The sequence below is a fragment of the Microbacterium zouquanmingi genome (genome assembly GCF_052266695.1).
Taxonomy (GTDB): Bacteria; Actinomycetota; Actinomycetes; order Actinomycetales; family Microbacteriaceae; genus Microbacterium.
Map to the genome: position 1 here is coordinate 92,245 of NZ_JBQPQZ010000002.1, position 16,220 is coordinate 108,464.

Sequence of the window (16,220 nt, forward strand, 5' to 3'; positions counted from 1 at the left end):
TTCTGCTCCGTAATGAGGGCTTGCGTGAAACCCGGGAGCAAAACAACCACCCGTCTCGCGCTCACGCTCCGCATATTGCTCAGTATGATGCGACACATGCGGGCAATATGGGTTTGAGTGGATGTGAAGAGTTCACAGCAGTACTTGTTACCGTCGTCGCCATGCGGCCTTCTATCCTCACCCCGCGCTTCCGTCCGGGCCGTCAGGTTGCGCTGACGTGGAGCATCCCGGATTCGTTCGGCGGAATGACTGGTGCGTTGTTGCACCGCTCTCGAGCCATTGTCCGCCTGGGAGGACGTCCTGTCGACATCCTGACGCTGGACGACCGGCTCGATTACGCAGATGTCGTGCGAGAGCTGCGCACAGCAGGTGAACTCATCGATGGCATGCGACTCGTCAACATTTGGGACTGGCTGCGCGAGCACGAGGCGAGAGGGGGCCAGAATCAGCCCGAGCCCGGGCATGAACTCCTCGCTGCCGCAGGCGACGTTGTCGAGCATCGACGGGACGGGGTCGTCCTGATCCGTGAACGACTCTCGGCCGGCAGCGTCATCGCCGCAGATCGATTCCGCGCGGACGGCAGCATCTTGGTCACGGATCGTCGCGACGAGGCCGCGGGCACTCGACGTGTCGTGCTGTATGACCGAGACGGCACACCGCGGCGCAGCTGGGGGAGCGTGTGGGGTGTCTACCGTTATTGGCTCGATCAGATCCTGGAGCGCGAGGAGACGTTCATGATCGTGGATTCGAAAACCGCCGCGCGGTTCGCGCGGACATACCGGCGCTCGAATGTCGTGACCATGCATGTTCTGCACGGCTCGCACCGCACGGCTGACGGTTCATCTCTCAGCGCGTCGCGTCGCACTGTTCTCGAGCATCTGTCGGATTTCGACTCCGTCGTGGCGCTGACCACGCGGCAGCGCGGCGATCTGATCGCCGACCTGGGCTCGCAGCAGAATCTCGCCGTGATTCCCAACGGCTTCGACGGTGCGCAGGCCTCGCGCGGAGGCGATCGGTCGCACCTGCGCGGCAGCGGGCTCATGTTGTCGTCTCTGATCAAGCGCAAGCGCGTCTCACACGCGATCAAGGCTGTCGCGCGTGCATCCGCGACTGTCGAGGTGAGCATCGACATCTACGGGGAGGGGGAGCGCAGGCCGCTTCTGGAGAAGACGATCCGATCTCTGGGCGTCGCAGAACGCGTGCACTTACATGGACACGATGCCGCAGCACGGTCGCGTTTCGCAGCAGCCGATTTCATGCTGCTGACATCGACCGCCGAAGGGCTGCCGCTCGCGCTCGTCGAAGGAATGGCCGCAGGGTGCATCCCGATCGCCTACGACATCCCCTACGGTCCATCGGATCTCATCGTCGACGGCAGGAATGGCTTTCTGGTGGCTGCAGGAGATATCGACGCTTTGACGCGCCGAATCGTCGACTTGCAGCAGATGCCGGCACCCGCCGTCGAAGCCATGCGTAAGCGGGCGATCGCCACATCTGAGCGATTCGACGACAAGGCCGTGACGCGGGCCTGGGCGCGGGAGATGGAGAAGGCGTGGGAGCGGAAGCACGCGGTATCCGACGCCGAGTCGGTGCTCGCACGGTCACGTCATTTCGCCGGACGCATGAAGCGGCGGGTCCGGCGTGTGACCGGTGGCTATGCATCCTTAGGCGAGGCGTGATCGCACGCGTTGCGATATCGCGGCGCCGATGAATCGCGACATGCGGTGCGCGGGTGACTCGATGAAGCGATAGAACAGACCCGCCAGGACAAGGCTCGCCGGAAAGCCCACCGCGATCGCCCACGGCCAGCTGTCTGCGCCCCAAAAGTACGCAAGGGTTGAAAGCAGCGGAACATGCACGAGGTAGAGGCTGTAGGAGACCCGACCGAGCCACTGCGCTGTGCGACGCTCGAGCAGACCACTCAATCGTGGCCATCCGATGGCTGCGATGATGATGATCACGGCTCCAACGCCGGCGAATCCCCAGAGCGCTCGGCTCGCGATGCTTCCCGCGTCAGCGATTGGCCGCGCGAGCCAGCTGGCGATGAGAAGCATCAGCGCGATGATCGTCGCTCCGGGCCAGAAGAGCGCGCCGCGAGGTCGTCGCATCCAGACCCGCAGATCATCCAGACGGACTGCCATGAGTGCTCCGATCATGAAAACCGGCAGGTAGACGAGCGCGTCCATCTCGACGATGCGACCGGCGACGGTCAATGCACAGGCGACAACGCCCGCGGCTATCGCGTGCCGGCGCACCGCGACGGCAAGAGCGACGAAGAGCGGAAGCGCGAGTGAGAAGATCAGCTCCCAGCGCAGTGACCACAGCACATTGTTGATGTCGTAAGACGCCGGGACCAGTGAGGCTTCATCAAGGAAAGAGCTCCACGTCACGGTCGCCGCCTGCGCATCGCGCATCCATGAGCCCTCGGGCATTGTCGACTGATCGCGGGGAACCAGAGCGATCAGCACCGTCGCAAGGACGAGTGACGCCCAGACGGGAAGGTAGAGCCGAAGTACGCGTGTGGGGTAGTAGCGCGACCAGGAGAAGCCGACGCGCAGCACCGGAAGAGTGACCACGAAGCCCGAGAGGACGAAGAACACCAGAACGGCCTCCGTGCCGGCGAACGCGAGTTTGCCGGGGCTCTGCGTGAGCCATGCCGCGAGTGTGCCGTCCAGGTGCGGCATCGCGATGAGGCTGCAGTGATAGACGACGACGACCAGTGAGGCCACCCCGCGCACGCCGTCGATACTCACTATCCGCGGAGATCCAGACATTGCAGGCAACGCTAATATCTGGGGCTGAGCCTAAGCTGAGGTGCATGAGCGAGACGCGAGTGCACTTGTCGAAGACGGAACCTGCCGCCTACAAGGCGCTGGATGAGTTCTCCCGAACCGTCGGCGAGATCTGCAGGACGAACGGCATCGATGACCGCCTCAAAGAGCTTGTGATGATCCACTGCTCGCAGCTGAACGGCTGCGCGTACTGCACTCGCGTGCACCTTGATCGTGCAGTCAGCGCGGGCATCGACATCGATACGATCACGCAGATCGCGACCTGGCGCGAGAGTGGTGTGTTCTCGGAGCGTGAGCGTGCGGCGCTGGAGCTCGCTGAGGCCTTCACTTTCATCTCTGACGAGGGCGTGTCCGATGACGTGTACAACCGGGTCGGCAGCGTGTTCACCGAGAAGGAGTATGCCGCGTTGAGTTGGGCGTGCGTCTCGATCAACGCGTTCAACCGAATCGTGATCGCCGGACGCTACCCCGTCGTGCCGCGCGGCGAGCAGGCGACGAAGTGACAGTATTCGCGGTCGATGGGGTCTTCAACGCGCGTGATGTGGGTGGAATGCCCGGCGCACGCGGTCGGGTGCGCGAAGGGATGCTGCTGAGGTCGGGAAGTCTTGTCGGTGCGACTGAGGCCGGTGTCACCGAACTCGAGCGACGAGTGGATCGCATCGTCGACCTGCGCGATGGCCAGGAACTCGCCGACGCCCCGTCTGCAGTGACGTCGATTGCTACGACTCATCTCCCTCTCTTTCTGGGGTCTGTCGCGTCTTTCTTCGACGACGACATGGGCCTCGAAGAGATGTACCGCCACCTTCTCGAGGAAAGCGGGGAACGCCTCGCAGAGGCCGTCCGTGTGATCGCTCGCGGTGAGCGGACCCTGGTGCACTGCACAGTCGGAAAGGACCGGACCGGTGTGACTGTCGCCCTGGCGCTCTCGGCGGTCGAGGCGCATCGAGACGAAGTGATCGCCGACTACGCGCTCACTGCGTCGCAACTTCCCGAGCAGCGAAACCGCCGCATCATCTCGTATCTGCAGCAGCACCACCCGCATTCCGAGAACGCCATCGCCCTCGCCACGCTGTCGCCCGCAGAGGTCATGCAGGGCGTCCTCGACGAGGTCGATGCGCGATGGGGATCGGCCTCTGACTATCTGCTGGCGAACGGGCTCGCCGATGATGAACTCGCCGGACTCCGGTCGGCCCTGCTCGAACACTGAGAGTCGAGCAAGGTAAGGCAACCCTTCATCGGTGTTACGATAGTGGCATCATGACGACGTCCACCGAGATCCGCAGCGGCCGAGCCCAGCGTCGGGCAGCGCGTCTGCGTGCGCACCACCTGGTCACGGCAGATGAGAACTCACTGCTTGAACTCGAGACGTTCTTGGCGACGCTTCCGCTGTGCGCTTCCGGTCGTGTGTTCATCGAGGTCCCTGATGCATGCGACATCGGTGTGATCGAGGCACCCGCTCGTATGACTGTCACCTGGCTCGCACGCTCTTCGCGCACGGGAGCACCGGGTACGGGTCGCGCGTGCGCACCCGGCGCGGCGCTGACTCGCGCGACGTGCGCCTGGGCAGACGAGATGCTGTGCGATGAAGAGCACCCCACGCACATCACTCTGCTGGGTGGTTACCTCGGCACAGCTGACATCGTCGAGCACCTCACCTCGACGCTCGAGGTCCCGGTGTCGACGATCAGCGCACCCGAGCGCTTCGGCTTACTCCCGACCGCGCATTGACGTAGTTGCCGTCTTCGAGCCCTGCCTCGATCTCGAAACGATTTCGCAGCGGGTCGTGACCTGCGAACAGGTAGAGCACCGGCATCAGGAAGCCGTAGCGCAGCCACTGCGCCTTGTGCACGGCTTCATGCCGGAGCACCGCGTCTGTAGGCGATGACTTTCCCGTCAGGTAGCATCCGCCGACGCAGACGCCGCCGCGCTTGAACGTCCATTTCGGCATCCCGCGGAAGATCCACAGTCCGTTACGGCGCTCGATCGGCCCCGTGCTCCACAGGGATCCCCAGACCCAGCCGACAGCCGTGCCCCAGGCGTAACCGATTCGGCTGATCGGGGAGCGCAGCAGGAACGACGGAATGCGTCGATCCAGTCGGCGACCGCGCGCGAGTGCGGCCTCCGCAGCCGGTCGCCAGTCAGGCGTCTGCGTACGCGCAGTCATGCCACGGCCCCCACCAGGCGCAGAATCGCGCCAAGATCTTCGATCGCGTCGAGGGGAGTGCGCGGGGCAAAACCTGCGATCGTCGCACCCGCGAGCGGCACGCGTTCACGCAGCGCCCGAATGGATGATGCCAGAGCCGCGGCACTCGCACCGAAGGGTGCTGCGGAGGAGACTCCGGCGATCTCCGTGGGGTCGAGCACATCGACATCGATGTGTACCCAGACCCGTGCGGCGCCGGTTGCCGCGACGGCGGCGGCGAGAGCATCCGGATTCTCGAGGTCGGTGACACTCAGCTGATTCATTCGGCCGAGAGGCTCCTGCTCCGCGTCATCGATCACACGCGCGCCGACGAGTACGACGCGATCGGCGGGGAGCCCGGGGGAGAGCGCGAGCTGAGTTTCTCCTTCGCCCAGCACAGCACGCAATGCCATTCCGGAGAACGCGCCAGAAGTCGAAGTCTGATCCGTATGCAGATCGGGGTGGGCATCGCACCACACCAGTGCGAGATCGTCGCGCTCCAGGGTGTCGAGGGCTGCGACTGTCACGCTGCAGTCGCCACCGATCACGATGGTGCCGTCCTGGAAACTCTCGGCGATCATCGACCGGATGCGCTGCAGAGAGCTCAATCGATGCACACCGGTACCGAGCGATTCGCCGGCTTCCAGCGGGATATCGAGCATCGTGGTGGCACTGCGTGGGAGATCCCCTGAGATTGCTGATGCACCGTCGACGAGCAGCATCGCACGCGCCGACGGCGAACCCTGCCATTGCGGAACAACCAGGAAGCGAGCCACGAGGATCTCCAAAGCGTGAGGGCGGATGCCCCGGGCCAGCGGCCCGGGGCATCCGGTGTTTCAGGACTCGAGCTGTGCCCGCGAGGAGCCGCCGGCCTTCAGTTCTGCCAGACGCGCCTCGACCTCAGTCAGCTCACCGAGATCATCGAGGCTCTCGAACTGTGCATCGAGGCTGGACGCGGCGAGTTCGATCTTGCCCTGCGCCAGGGCTTCCTGGCGGCGGACCTTGTCCTCGAAGCGGCCGAGCTCGCTCGTCGGGTCCAGGACGTTGATCGAGGACACGGCGTCCTGGACCTTGGTCTGGGCCTCGGCGACCTTCGCGCGGGCGAGGAGCTCGCTGCGCTTCGCCTTGAGCTCGCCCAGCTTCTCTTTCATGCCGTTCAGGCCGGCCTTGAGCTTGTCGACGACCTCCGTCTGCGCGGCGATCGTGGGCTCGGCGGCGCCCGCCTCGCGCTCCTCGCTGATCTGACGCTGCAGCGCGATCTTGGCGAGGTTGTCGAACTTGTCCGCGTCGGGGGTGCTGCCGGCGGCGCGAAGCTCATCAGCCTTGCGGCTCGCGGCGATCGCCTTGTTGCCCCAGTCCTTGGCCGCCTGGATGTCTTCCTCGTGGTCGCGCTCGAGCAGGCGCAGGTTGCCGATGGTCTCCGCGATGGCAGCCTCTGCGTCAGCGACGTTGTTGGTGTAGTCGCGGACGAGCTGATCGATCATCTTCTGCGGATCTTCCGCCTGGTCGATGAGGGAGTTGATGTTCGCCTTCATCAGCGTCGAGATTCGACCGAAGATGGACTGCTTGGCCATGGTGTTTCCTTTCGATTGGAACGGAGTCGTGTGAGTTCGTGTTTTTCGTGAGCGTGAGAAGAACGAGCGGATGCTAGAACCGACCCCCTCGGGATCGACCACCGCTGCGGGAGCTGCTACGGGAGGAGCCGCCTCCGAAGCTGGAAGGCCTGCTGCTGCGGCTGCTGCTGCGGCTCGAGCCGCCGGAACGCCAGCCGCCACCAGAACTCCAGCTGCCGCCTCCGCCACCGCCTCCGCCACCGCTGAAGAGGCCGCCGAGGATGCCGCCGAGAATGGCTCCGCCCAGGTCGCTGCTGCCACCGCTGCTATAGCTGCTTGACCAGCCCCCCGACCATCCGCCGGTGTTGAACGCATCGACCTCATTGCGGGCCAGCGAGGTCGCCTCGGAGGCGAGGCTGTATGCACGGGTCGCGCGTTCTGTGGCCAGGATGGGGTCGCCCGCCTGTGCGGCGAGTGCTTCGGAATAGGCTGCGTTCGCTTCGGCGAGGCGAGTGCGAGCTGTCGCCCCGATCGCACCTCGCCGAGTGGTGATGAAGTCGTTCGCCGTGTTGATCTGCGCTTGTGCCTGTGTGAGGCGCTGTGCGAGTACGCGACGGACGTGCTGCGCCTGCTCGCTCGCTTCTCGCACGCGTCCGAGCGCTGCGTCGATCTCGACGTTGGCGGTGGTGAGCATGTCGAGAGCCTGCTGCGGGTTGCGCGCGGTGCCCTGCAGATCTGCCTGCGCCGCGTCGATGTTCGATCGCGTCCTCGCGATGATCGGAGCGAGCTGCCCCTGGGCGTCTGCCATGGCTCCTGCCGCGGCGATATCGGCCTCGAGATCGGTGATCGTCGTGCGGATCTGCTCTTCGACGGCAAGAAGGCCCGCGCCGAGGTTCTCGACGCCGTCGATGAGCTCCTCGGTGCGTTCGACAGCATCTTCGGCGGTGCGGATGTCGAATGCGGCTTCGCCGTTCTTGCCTTCGGCGATGGCTGTGACGGCCTCTTCGAGCGCGGCATCTGCGAGCGACAGGCTGTGCTGCGCCTGGGCAGGATTGTCGCTGACAGTTGCCAGGGCAGCGGGGTCATAGATCTGACCGAGCGTGGTGAGCGTTGGGGCGGCGGCATTCAATGCCTGCTCTGCCGTGGCGCGTCGTGCTTTGAGGCGCTCCAGCGCCTGCGGAGCCTCGGTTTCGAGCTTGCGCAGTTCTTCGAACGCCTCGATGTTCTCGTTGAGGAGATCGTCGGCCTCATCGCACAGCTGGATGATCTCGATGTGCCATGCGCGCCGCTGCTGTGCGGTGTCGGGGATCTCATCGTCGATCTTCTGCTTGATCGAGAATGCTTCGGCGACCTTGACCTGGGCCGCCTCGACGACTTTCGTGAAAACATCGGTCGAGTCGTCGCCGTACTGAGCCACCGCGAAGCCGACCTCCTGTCGGCTCGAGGTGATCGCGTCATCTGCATGGACGAGCGCGCTCCCTGCCTGCTGCTCGAGATCTTCGTCGCTGACCGACGCATAGGGGTCGTTGGGATCGGGGACGGTGACCGGCGCGGTCTGCTTCTTTCTGCGCGACCGCGAGACGAGCACGACGATCAGAACAATCACGGCGATGACGGCCGCGGCGACGAGCACCCACGTCAATCCGCTGGCGGTATCGCCGCCTCCGCTCTGTCCCGGGAACGCATCGGCTGCGGCAATCGCAGCTCCGCTCCAGTCTCCGGCGCGAAGTCCGTTCTCCATCGCCTGTGTGACGCGGTCGATCTCGCTGTCATCGAGCGGACCGTTCTGGTCGGCAGATATCGCGTACTGTCCGGCGTCGATGGCCACGGCGATGAGGTACTGATCGACGCCGAGTCCGTTGTCGATCGCCGTCTGATCGGTCCAGGCGACGCTGTCGGATGGACCGGTGAACTCATCGACGAACACGACGTAGAGGTCACCGCCCTCAGCTGAGGCAAGGTCGGAGAGGCGCGAATTCACCGCATCTTTCTCAGACGACGACAGCACTCCCGCGTCATCGGTCACGAACCCCGAGTCCAGTGCCACTGGGGCGGTCGCCATGGCACCGGACGCCGTCAACGTCGACGCGAACGCCGCCGCGATCAATCCGAGCATGACTGTGAACCGAGTCCGCATTGTGCTCCTTCCGCGAGGGCGTGAGCCCCTGGAGAATCGAGTCTATTCACTCCCGCTGACAGACGATAGCGACTGGCGGGAAAGAGTCTGTGTCGGGTGAGGGAAGAAATGTGTTCACGCATACCCTGGAAGGCATGGACGACAGGTATGGCTCCGACGTGCTGGCATCGGGATGGCGGGATCGTGGTGCGAAGAAGGTGCACGACGTCGCCGCCGTTCAGGATCTCGTCGTCGAAGTCGCAGTCGATGGCTTCTGCGGCGCGGTGACCCGGGTACAGGGCAGCAATGTCGAACTCGAGGATTACAAGGGGCGCAAGCGCGTCTTCCCCCTCGGCGGTGGCTTCATGATCGATGGCGAGCCGGTGCGGCTGATCCCGCCGGCCGCGGCGAAGCAGGGCACGCGGCGCACAGCATCCGGATCCTTCGTCGTCGCGGATCAGCGCGCGCGTGTCGCGCTGCCCAGCCGGATTCTCGTCGAGGGCAAGCATGACGCCGAGCTCGTGGAGAAGGTCTGGGGTGCCGACCTGCGCGCGGAGGGCGTCGTCGTCGAGTTCCTCGAGGGCGTCGACAAGCTCGACGAGCTTCTGGCGGCTGAGCCTCCCAACGCGAAGCGCCGCTATGGCGTGCTCGTCGATCACCTCGTCCCCGGGTCGAAGGAGACCCGCATCGCCGACGCGATTCTGCGCGGCCCGCACGGCAGGCACTTGAAGATCGTCGGACACCCGTTCATCGATGTCTGGCAGTGCGTGAAGCCGCAGAGTCTGGGGATTCAGCGTTGGCCGGAGATCCCGCGCGGCATCGATTGGAAGACGGGCATCTGCCGGGCGTTCGGCTGGCCGCACGCAGAACAGGGCGACACCGGCCGCGCCTGGCAGCACATCCTCAGCAAGGTGCACACCTACCGCGACCTGGAGCCGGCGCTGCTCGGCCGCGTCGAGGAACTCATCGACTTCGTGACCGAGCCTTCCGCCGTGTAGCACCGCAGCGGCCGTCGGATCCGCGCCGGCAAGGATACGCTGGGAGGCATGCCTGAACCCCGCACTTTCCGCGATGAACCGGTCTCCTTCGTACGCCGGAGCGGACGGATGTCAGAGGCGCAGGAGCGCGCATTCGCCGACCTCGCCCCGCACTACCTGCTGGACATCCCGAGGGATGTCGCGTCGACCAGTGTGCACCCGGATGCTCGGATGGATCCGGCATCCGAATACGGGCGTGACGCGCCGCTGATCGTGGAGATCGGATCAGGGCAGGGGCACGCCATCGTTTCGGCGGCATCCGCCCGCCTTGATGTTGACTTCCTCGCCGTCGAGGTGTTCCGTGCGGGTCTCGCACGCACCATGCTCGACGCCGACAAGGCGGGTGTGCGCAATCTGCGTCTGATCGAGGCGAATGCGCCAGAGGTGCTGTCCACCTACCTGCCCGAGGGGTCGGCCTCCGAGGTCTGGATCTTCTTCTCCGACCCGTGGCACAAGAAGCGTCATACGAAGCGGCGCCTGATCCGGCCCGGGTTCGGAGACGCCGCAGCCCGCGTACTGACCGACGGCGGACTGCTGCGACTCGCAACGGACTGGGAGGACTACGCCCTCCAGATGCGCGAGGTCCTCGATGAGGAGCCGCTGTTCGAGCGCGCCTTCGAGGGGGAGTGGGCTGAGCGCTTCGGTGGACGTGTGATGACAGCGTTCGAACGCAAGGGCATCGGAAAGGGGCGCGAGATCCGTGACCTCGTGTACCGGCGAAAGACTCGCGAGTGACGCACAGCGCAGCGGCCTGGGCGCCGAGGATCCTGCCCGCGGCACTCGTGTGTCTCGCCGCTCCCGCGTTCTTCGTGGCGGAGCAGGCCTGGCTCGGCTGGATTCTTCTCGCACTCGGCGTCGGCGGCGCCTGGGTCATCGAGCGTCGAGCGGTCACAGCATCCGCGCCATCACTTACACGCGACCTGTCGCTGATCGCGATCGGGATGCTGATCGTCAGTGTGATCCCGCTCGCCGCCGAACTCGACAACCTCGCGATGCTGCGCTTCACGCTGGCCCTCGGCGGAGCCGTCGTCGTGCCCTATGTGATCTCGCGCTTCGTCTTCCGAGACAGGGCGATCAGTTTTCCGTGGCGCACGGGGAAACGCTGGGGGCGCCTGCAGTGGACCTGGTTGATCGCCGTTCTCGTGCTCGGCTGGCTGATCCTGCCGTTCTACTTCATCACCAGTGGCGTCTACCTGAACTGGCCTGTCGTCGACACCCCCGAACTCATCGCACGACTGTTCGTCGGTGTCGGTGCAGTCGGTATCTGGGATGAGCTCTTCTTCATCTGCACGGTCTTCGCACTGCTGCGTCGTCATTTTCCTGACGCGGTTGCGAACGTGCTGCAGATGGTCGTGTTCGTGTCGTTCCTGTGGGAGCTCGGCTATCGCGAGTGGGGACCCCTGCTGACGATTCCGTTCGCGCTCCTGCAGGGCTACATATTCCTCAAGACGCATTCGCTCGCGTACGTCGTCACGGTGCACCTGCTGTTCGACGCCGTTGTCTTCGCCGTGCTCGTGCACGCGCATAATCCCGGACTGCTGCCGGTCTTCCTTGTGTGAGATTGGCTAAACTGAGTCCAACTTTGCACTCAATATAGAGACAGGAACATCGCATGAGCATTCACGAAGACGTTACGGCGGCAGCGCCGCAGGCAGAACACGACGGTTACTTCGCGCCAGACAGCATCTCTCGGCGCGTGTTCGCGGACCCGGCGTCGAAGCTCGGAGGGATGGCCGCACTTCTGCTGCAGGCGCTCAACCCGTACATGATGCGCGTGTTCTACAACGCGACGCAGTCGCACGGCGATGCGGCGGGCAGAGATGAGCGCACCGGTCGGTACTTCGAAACCGTAATCTTCGGCGATCGTGCGCACGCGGATGCCGCATCCGCATCGGTGCGACGGATGCACGTGCACGCCACCTGGACCGACCCTGCCACCGGCGAGGAGCTCCGCGCCGACAAGCCGGAGTGGCTCGCGTGGACGCACAACACGTTCGTGTTCGCGCTGCTGCGCGCGTCACAGGAGTTCGGCGTCGAGATCAGCGCAGAAGAAGCCGACCAATTCATCGTCGAGCAGCACGTCGCCGCAAGGCTCATCGGCATCGAGGACGAATCGCTGCTGCCCTCGAACGCGGCCGAGCTGCAGGAGTACATCGACGCGCAGACCCACTGGCTGTCGCTCGGGGTAGAGGCCGCCGAGGTGACGCGGGGGCTGCGCAAGCCTGTTCTGCGCGGCAACCCGTTCAAGGTGTGGACCGTCGTGATCGTGCAGGACGGCGTGCTGCACCTGCTGCCGGACTGGGCAAGGCTGCTCTACGGCATCGAGGGACGCCCGATGAATCTCCGGAAGGCCGCGCGCACGACCAAGCACCTCATCTCCGGCGCACGCAAGTCGAAGACCTACAAGCAGCTCGTAGACGAGGCATCCGCCCGGGTGCAGGACCACCCGTACCGCAAGGTGCGCGCGGGATCAGCAGCGGGATGAGCAGGGGTCGCGGGGGATTCCGCCAGGAGTACGCGGCGCTGATCGGCGCAGCCTGGCGGGTGATCAGGCAGGGCGGATGGCGCCTTGCAGCGGTGTATCTGATCGGTCAGGGCATGATCGCACTGATCGCGACCCCGCTCTTGCGCTGGCTCTTCGCCGAGGCGCTGCGTGCGGCGGGGCTCGCCGGCGTTGATACATCCACGCTCCCGCGACTGATCACCACGCCGCTGTCGATCGGGTTGCTGATCGCGGTCGTCGTGATCGCGTTCATCGTGCTGTCGTTCCAGTACCTGATGCTGGTCGTCACCATCAGGCGAGTGCAGGCGGGGGAGCGACTGTTCGCTCGCGAGACCCTCGGCGAGCTCGGGATCCTGGGCAAGAAGCTGCTGCGCCCGAGTGCTCTGCCTCTGCTGCCGTACCTCTTCCTGCTGCTTCCCCTCGGCGGCATCGGATTCATGTCCGTGCTGTCGCAGGCGATCACCATCCCCTCGTTCATCACCGGCGAGCTCATGAAGACCACCGGTGGGCTGCTCGCCTACCTTGCGTTCCTCCTCGTGCTCGCATTTCTCAACATCCAGCTCGCGCTCGCGGTACCGCTGTTCGCCACGACCGGAGCGAGCGGAGGGGGCGCGCTGCGAAGCAGCTGGCGCCTCGTCCGCGGCCACCGTATCGTGCTCGTGCTGGTGATCTTCACCGTGTTCGTCGCCGGTGCGATCGTGGGTGGCGCGCTGATCGGGATCGGGTTGGGGCCCGTCGCGCTCGCCGATGCGTTCCTGCCGGATGCTGCGCCGATCGTGGCGGCAGTGATGCTCGCTGTGGCGCAGGTGGGTGCGATGATCACGGTGGGAATCGGCGCGGTCATGATCGTCACGGTTCTCGTCGTCCTCGCGACGCAGCCAGGCAGCACGATGGTCGCTCCCACGGCAGAGCGGCGTCATCGCCTCTCCTGGGTGCCTGCGCTCTGCATCGCCGTGCTTGTGATCGGTCTGAGCGCCGTGAACATTCCCGTGATGAATGCGCTCTCCCGTGAGCCCAGCACCCTCGTGCTCGCGCACCGCGGAGATACTGCAGACGCGGTGGAGAACACGATCGCGTCGCTGAAGGCCGCGCGTGATGCCGACGCCGACTTCGTCGAGATGGATGTCATGGAGACGGCGGACCGCAGGTTCGTCGTGATGCACGACGCCGAGCTCACCCGTCTCACCGGAGAGGCCGGCAAGGTGGGTGATCTCACCCTCGACGAATTGGTCGCGATGACCGTGCACGATTCGCAGGGGAACAGCGATCGGATCCCCTCACTCGAGGAATATGTGACGGTCGCGCACGACATCGAACAACCGCTGCTCATCGAGATCAAACTGCACGGCGGGGAGAGCCCGGATCTCGTGCCACGCCTGGTCGACGAACTCGAAGATCTGGGCGTGCTCGAGAACAACATCTACCACTCGCTCGACAAAGACAGCGTGGAAGAGCTCAAGCGACTGCGCCCGGACCTGACGGTGGGGCTCACGATGGCTCTCGCTGGAATCGGCGTTCCCGACACAGCGGCCGACTTCCTCGTCATCGAGGAGTGGTCATTCACGCCTGAGATGAACGATGCCGCGCACCAGGCCGGCCTCGGCGCGATGGTGTGGACGGTCAATGAGGAGCAACGCGTCCGCGAGCTGATGCGCGATGACGCCGACGGGATCATCACTGACATCACCGCGGCTGCCGTGCGCGAACGCGAGAGCATTCAGGATTCCACGGGGCTCTCGAGCGTGCTCTTCGATGCGCTTCAGCGCTACGTCGTGATCTTCTGACGTGCCAGACTCTCTCCATGCTGTCGGGGCTCGCGATCATCGCGCTCGCGCTGTCGGTGTCTCTCAGCTGACCTGCTCGACTGGCTGCCGCAGGATCGTCCGGCGCTTCGCAGGGACGCCTTTGCGCGGGTCGCTGAAGTAGATCTCGTGGTGCTTGCCGGTCATCGCCAGTGCGTGCTGTGGGATGAACTCGTCGTGCATACGCGCGAGCACCGGGGCCTCGTCATCGAATGCTCCGACGTGCAGCGTCTGCACACACCGGCCCTCCGCGAACGATTCGAAGCGCACATCGTGGAACCGAGAGCCCTGATTCTTCGCTGACGCGGTGATGACAGCATCCGCGAACATCTCGGGGTCGATCCAGTCCGGCTGCATGATCATCAGGCTCCAGTGCCATAGTGACTTGTCGCGTGCCGAGGTGAAAGCGGAGTGCTCGTCGGCCCACCACAGGCCCTCAAGGGGCATCACGACGTAGTCGCGGTCGATGACGCGCTTGCTCATGAACTTCAGCGAGTATGCGAGGGGGTACAGGGCCTCGATAGCACTCGTGAACTCCGGTGACGTGTTCGGATCACCGTGTCCGTCGATCATCAGATAGTTCAATGCGGGAACGTCGATGACGTCGAAGCGCCCTTTTCGCGCTCGGTAGGCGAAGATCGTCTTCTTAAAGTCGATCTTCGCGGCCATGGACGGACTCAGCTCAGAGCGTGCTCGGAGATGAAGGCGCGCAGCTGCGGCTCATCATCCGGCATGTTCGTCACGCGCTGCGGCGCGTCGAGCAGCCTTCGGGTGTCGGCGTCGGGCTCGACCGTCTCGCCGAGTGCTTCCTCGATGAGCTCTGCGAATTTGGCGGGCTTGGCGGTCTCGAGCACGAGCATCGGGATGCCGTCGCTCAGGTGCTCGCGCGCGACCTTGACGCCGTCCGCAGTGTGCGGGTCGATCGTGACACCAGTTGTGGCGTGGACGTCGCGGATCGTGGCGAGTCGGTCCGTATGCGTGCTGTTGCCGCTGACGATTCCGAACTCTGCAGAGAAGCGCTCGAGCTCGGCGGAGAGGTCGATCTCATCGCGCTCCTCGAGTTCGTGCCACGCTGAAGCAGTGCGCTCGGGGTCGCGCCCCAGCAGGTCGAAGACGAAGCGCTCGAGGTTGGAGGCGCGGGAGACATCCATTGACGGGCTCGACGTCGCCAGTGTGTCGGCCGAACTGCGCGGACGGTAGTGGCCGGTGCGGAAGAACTCGTCGAGGACGTTGTTCTCGTTGGTGGCGAGGACGAGCTCGCGGATCGGGACGCCCATGGTGCGTGCGTAGTGCCCGGAGAGGATGTTGCCGAAGTTGCCAGAGGGCACTGCGAACGACACCGCATAGGCTGCGCGGTCGCTCTCGGCGACGGCATCCGTCGTGCGCAACCAGGCCCAGACGTAATAGACGATCTGCGCGGAGATGCGGCCGAAGTTGATGGAGTTGACGGCGCCGAGGCTGTGGGCGCGCTTGAAGTCCAGGTCGGTGTTCAGTCGCTTGACGAGGTTCTGGCAGTCGTCGAAGACGCCCTCGACCGCGATGTTGTGCACGTTCTCGTCCTGCAGCGAGTACATCTGCGCGCGCTGGAATGCGCTCATGCGGCCCTGCGGGGAGAGCATGAAGACTGAGACTCGGTCAAGGCCGCGGAGCGCGTGCTCGGCGGCGGATCCGGTGTCGCCGGAGGTGGCGCCGAGCACGTTGAGGACGCGGTCGCTCTTCTCGAGCACGTATTCGAGTGCCCCGCCGAGGAACTGCATCGCCATGTCCTTGAAGGCGAGCGTTGGTCCTTCAGAGAGACCAACGAGGGTCATGCCGTCGACATCCGTCAGCGGAACGATCTCTTCCGCCGCGAACTTGCCGTCGCCGTATGCGCCCTCGGTGAGGCGTGCGAGGTCGGCACGAGGGATGTCGGTGGCGAACAGTCCGATGATTTCTGCGGCGAGCTGCGGGTACGTCAGCACGCGCATGCGCTCGAGGTCATCGGATGAGAGCTGGGGGAGCGTCTCGGGAACGGCGAGTCCGCCGTTGGGCGCGAGACCTTCGAGAAGGACATCACTGAACTGTCCGAGCGTGCCGCCGCGTGTGGAGATGTACTGCAAGTCTCGAACCTCGTTCGTGCTCGGGGGTGGATGCCGGGGTCTTCGCTTCCATCGTAGAGCGTGGCGCACCGTCGTTTGGATCTCCATTACGCGTCGCGGGCCACATACCCCACCTCTCACGCGCTGCCTACCTCGT

General features: G+C 64.9%; 16 protein-coding genes. 9 read left to right on the plus strand and 7 right to left on the minus strand.

From position 1 onward, the window contains the following. The first annotated feature begins 161 nt into the window (after positions 1–161). On the plus strand, positions 162–1,679 hold the full coding sequence (locus ACTU6U_RS04585) for a glycosyltransferase (RefSeq protein WP_443467992.1): 1,518 nt from the start codon (positions 162–164) through the stop codon (positions 1,677–1,679). Here ACTU6U_RS04585 and ACTU6U_RS04590 read toward each other — a convergent pair. Continuing rightward, positions 1,665–2,774, minus strand: coding sequence for an acyltransferase family protein (locus tag ACTU6U_RS04590; RefSeq protein WP_443467993.1), 1,110 nt, complete (start codon positions 2,772–2,774; stop codon positions 1,665–1,667). The two genes, ACTU6U_RS04585 and ACTU6U_RS04590, sit on opposite strands and share 15 nt — an antisense overlap. Positions 2,775–2,818: 44 nt before the next feature. On the opposite strand from ACTU6U_RS04590, the gene ACTU6U_RS04595 reads away from it, so the two are divergent. From ACTU6U_RS04595 to ACTU6U_RS04605, 3 genes are read left to right on the plus strand one after another with little or no spacing between them, the layout of a single operon-like run. Beyond that, the gene (locus ACTU6U_RS04595; RefSeq protein WP_443467994.1) at positions 2,819–3,295 is read left to right on the plus strand and encodes a carboxymuconolactone decarboxylase family protein; all 477 of its coding nucleotides are present in this window, start codon (positions 2,819–2,821) and stop codon (positions 3,293–3,295) included. Then, complete coding sequence (locus ACTU6U_RS04600; RefSeq protein ID WP_443467995.1) at positions 3,292–3,999, plus strand: tyrosine-protein phosphatase; 708 nt, start codon at positions 3,292–3,294, stop codon at positions 3,997–3,999. Before ACTU6U_RS04595 ends, ACTU6U_RS04600 begins: the two co-directional genes overlap by 4 nt. Before the next feature lie 50 nt (positions 4,000–4,049). After that, on the plus strand, positions 4,050–4,520 hold the full coding sequence (locus ACTU6U_RS04605) for an SIP domain-containing protein (protein ID WP_443467996.1): 471 nt from the start codon (positions 4,050–4,052) through the stop codon (positions 4,518–4,520). On the opposite strand, the gene ACTU6U_RS04610 is transcribed toward ACTU6U_RS04605, so the two are convergent. The 4 genes from ACTU6U_RS04610 to ACTU6U_RS04625 form a co-directional block, all read right to left on the minus strand. Continuing rightward, positions 4,477–4,956 carry a Fe-S oxidoreductase gene (locus ACTU6U_RS04610; protein WP_443467997.1) on the minus strand — a complete coding sequence of 160 codons (480 nt, stop codon included), beginning with the start codon at positions 4,954–4,956 and terminating at the stop codon, positions 4,477–4,479. The genes ACTU6U_RS04605 and ACTU6U_RS04610 overlap by 44 nt on opposite strands. Then, positions 4,953–5,750: an arginase family protein gene (locus ACTU6U_RS04615; protein WP_443467998.1), complete on the minus strand. Its 798-nt coding sequence runs from the start codon at positions 5,748–5,750 to the stop codon at positions 4,953–4,955. Before ACTU6U_RS04615 ends, ACTU6U_RS04610 begins: the two co-directional genes overlap by 4 nt. Before the next feature lie 60 nt (positions 5,751–5,810). Further along, entirely contained in the window at positions 5,811–6,548 is a 738-nt protein-coding gene (locus ACTU6U_RS04620; protein WP_443467999.1) for a PspA/IM30 family protein, read from the minus strand. Positions 6,549–6,621: 73 nt separating this feature from the next. Next, the gene (locus ACTU6U_RS04625; protein WP_443468000.1) at positions 6,622–8,664 is read right to left on the minus strand and encodes a TPM domain-containing protein; all 2,043 of its coding nucleotides are present in this window, start codon (positions 8,662–8,664) and stop codon (positions 6,622–6,624) included. 134 nt (positions 8,665–8,798) lie between these two features. On the opposite strand from ACTU6U_RS04625, the gene ACTU6U_RS04630 reads away from it, so the two are divergent. Genes ACTU6U_RS04630 through ACTU6U_RS04650 form a run of 5 tightly spaced genes read left to right on the plus strand, consistent with a single transcriptional unit; the run spans position 8,799 to position 13,967 of the window. Next, entirely contained in the window at positions 8,799–9,641 is an 843-nt protein-coding gene (locus ACTU6U_RS04630) for a DUF3097 domain-containing protein (RefSeq protein ID WP_443468001.1), read from the plus strand. A 48-nt stretch (positions 9,642–9,689) separates the two neighbouring features. Next, complete coding sequence (gene trmB, locus ACTU6U_RS04635) at positions 9,690–10,415, plus strand: tRNA (guanosine(46)-N7)-methyltransferase TrmB (protein WP_443468002.1); 726 nt, start codon at positions 9,690–9,692, stop codon at positions 10,413–10,415. After that, complete coding sequence (locus tag ACTU6U_RS04640) at positions 10,412–11,239, plus strand: CPBP family glutamic-type intramembrane protease (RefSeq protein WP_443468003.1); 828 nt, start codon at positions 10,412–10,414, stop codon at positions 11,237–11,239. The genes trmB and ACTU6U_RS04640 overlap by 4 nt, the downstream gene beginning before the upstream one ends. A gap of 53 nt (positions 11,240–11,292) precedes the next feature. Then, the gene (locus tag ACTU6U_RS04645) at positions 11,293–12,165 is read left to right on the plus strand and encodes an oxygenase MpaB family protein (protein WP_443468004.1); all 873 of its coding nucleotides are present in this window, start codon (positions 11,293–11,295) and stop codon (positions 12,163–12,165) included. Beyond that, complete coding sequence (locus ACTU6U_RS04650; protein ID WP_443468005.1) at positions 12,162–13,967, plus strand: glycerophosphodiester phosphodiesterase; 1,806 nt, start codon at positions 12,162–12,164, stop codon at positions 13,965–13,967. Before ACTU6U_RS04645 ends, ACTU6U_RS04650 begins: the two co-directional genes overlap by 4 nt. 63 nt (positions 13,968–14,030) lie before the next feature. Here the strand turns inward: ACTU6U_RS04650 and ACTU6U_RS04655 are convergent, their stop codons facing one another. Both ACTU6U_RS04655 and thrC read right to left on the minus strand, forming a co-directional pair. After that, positions 14,031–14,654 carry a GyrI-like domain-containing protein gene (locus tag ACTU6U_RS04655; protein ID WP_443468006.1) on the minus strand — a complete coding sequence of 208 codons (624 nt, stop codon included), beginning with the start codon at positions 14,652–14,654 and terminating at the stop codon, positions 14,031–14,033. An 8-nt stretch (positions 14,655–14,662) separates the two neighbouring features. Further along, positions 14,663–16,084, minus strand: a complete 1,422-nt coding sequence (gene thrC / locus ACTU6U_RS04660; protein ID WP_443468007.1) for a threonine synthase — start codon at positions 16,082–16,084, stop codon at positions 14,663–14,665. Positions 16,085–16,220 lie beyond the last annotated feature (136 nt).

Coding starts and splice junctions, on each gene's coding strand:
- ACTU6U_RS04585 (WP_443467992.1), top strand. CDS start 162: ATGCGGCCTTCTATCCTCACCCCGCGCTTCCGTCCGGGCCGTCAGGTT.
- ACTU6U_RS04590 (WP_443467993.1), bottom strand. CDS start 2,774: ATGTCTGGATCTCCGCGGATAGTGAGTATCGACGGCGTGCGCGGGGTG.
- ACTU6U_RS04595 (WP_443467994.1), top strand. CDS start 2,819: ATGAGCGAGACGCGAGTGCACTTGTCGAAGACGGAACCTGCCGCCTAC.
- ACTU6U_RS04605 (WP_443467996.1), top strand. CDS start 4,050: ATGACGACGTCCACCGAGATCCGCAGCGGCCGAGCCCAGCGTCGGGCA.
- ACTU6U_RS04610 (WP_443467997.1), bottom strand. CDS start 4,956: ATGACTGCGCGTACGCAGACGCCTGACTGGCGACCGGCTGCGGAGGCC.
- ACTU6U_RS04620 (WP_443467999.1), bottom strand. CDS start 6,548: ATGGCCAAGCAGTCCATCTTCGGTCGAATCTCGACGCTGATGAAGGCG.
- ACTU6U_RS04625 (WP_443468000.1), bottom strand. CDS start 8,664: ATGCGGACTCGGTTCACAGTCATGCTCGGATTGATCGCGGCGGCGTTC.
- ACTU6U_RS04630 (WP_443468001.1), top strand. CDS start 8,799: ATGGACGACAGGTATGGCTCCGACGTGCTGGCATCGGGATGGCGGGAT.
- trmB (WP_443468002.1), top strand. CDS start 9,690: ATGCCTGAACCCCGCACTTTCCGCGATGAACCGGTCTCCTTCGTACGC.
- ACTU6U_RS04645 (WP_443468004.1), top strand. CDS start 11,293: ATGAGCATTCACGAAGACGTTACGGCGGCAGCGCCGCAGGCAGAACAC.
- ACTU6U_RS04650 (WP_443468005.1), top strand. CDS start 12,162: ATGAGCAGGGGTCGCGGGGGATTCCGCCAGGAGTACGCGGCGCTGATC.
- ACTU6U_RS04655 (WP_443468006.1), bottom strand. CDS start 14,654: ATGGCCGCGAAGATCGACTTTAAGAAGACGATCTTCGCCTACCGAGCG.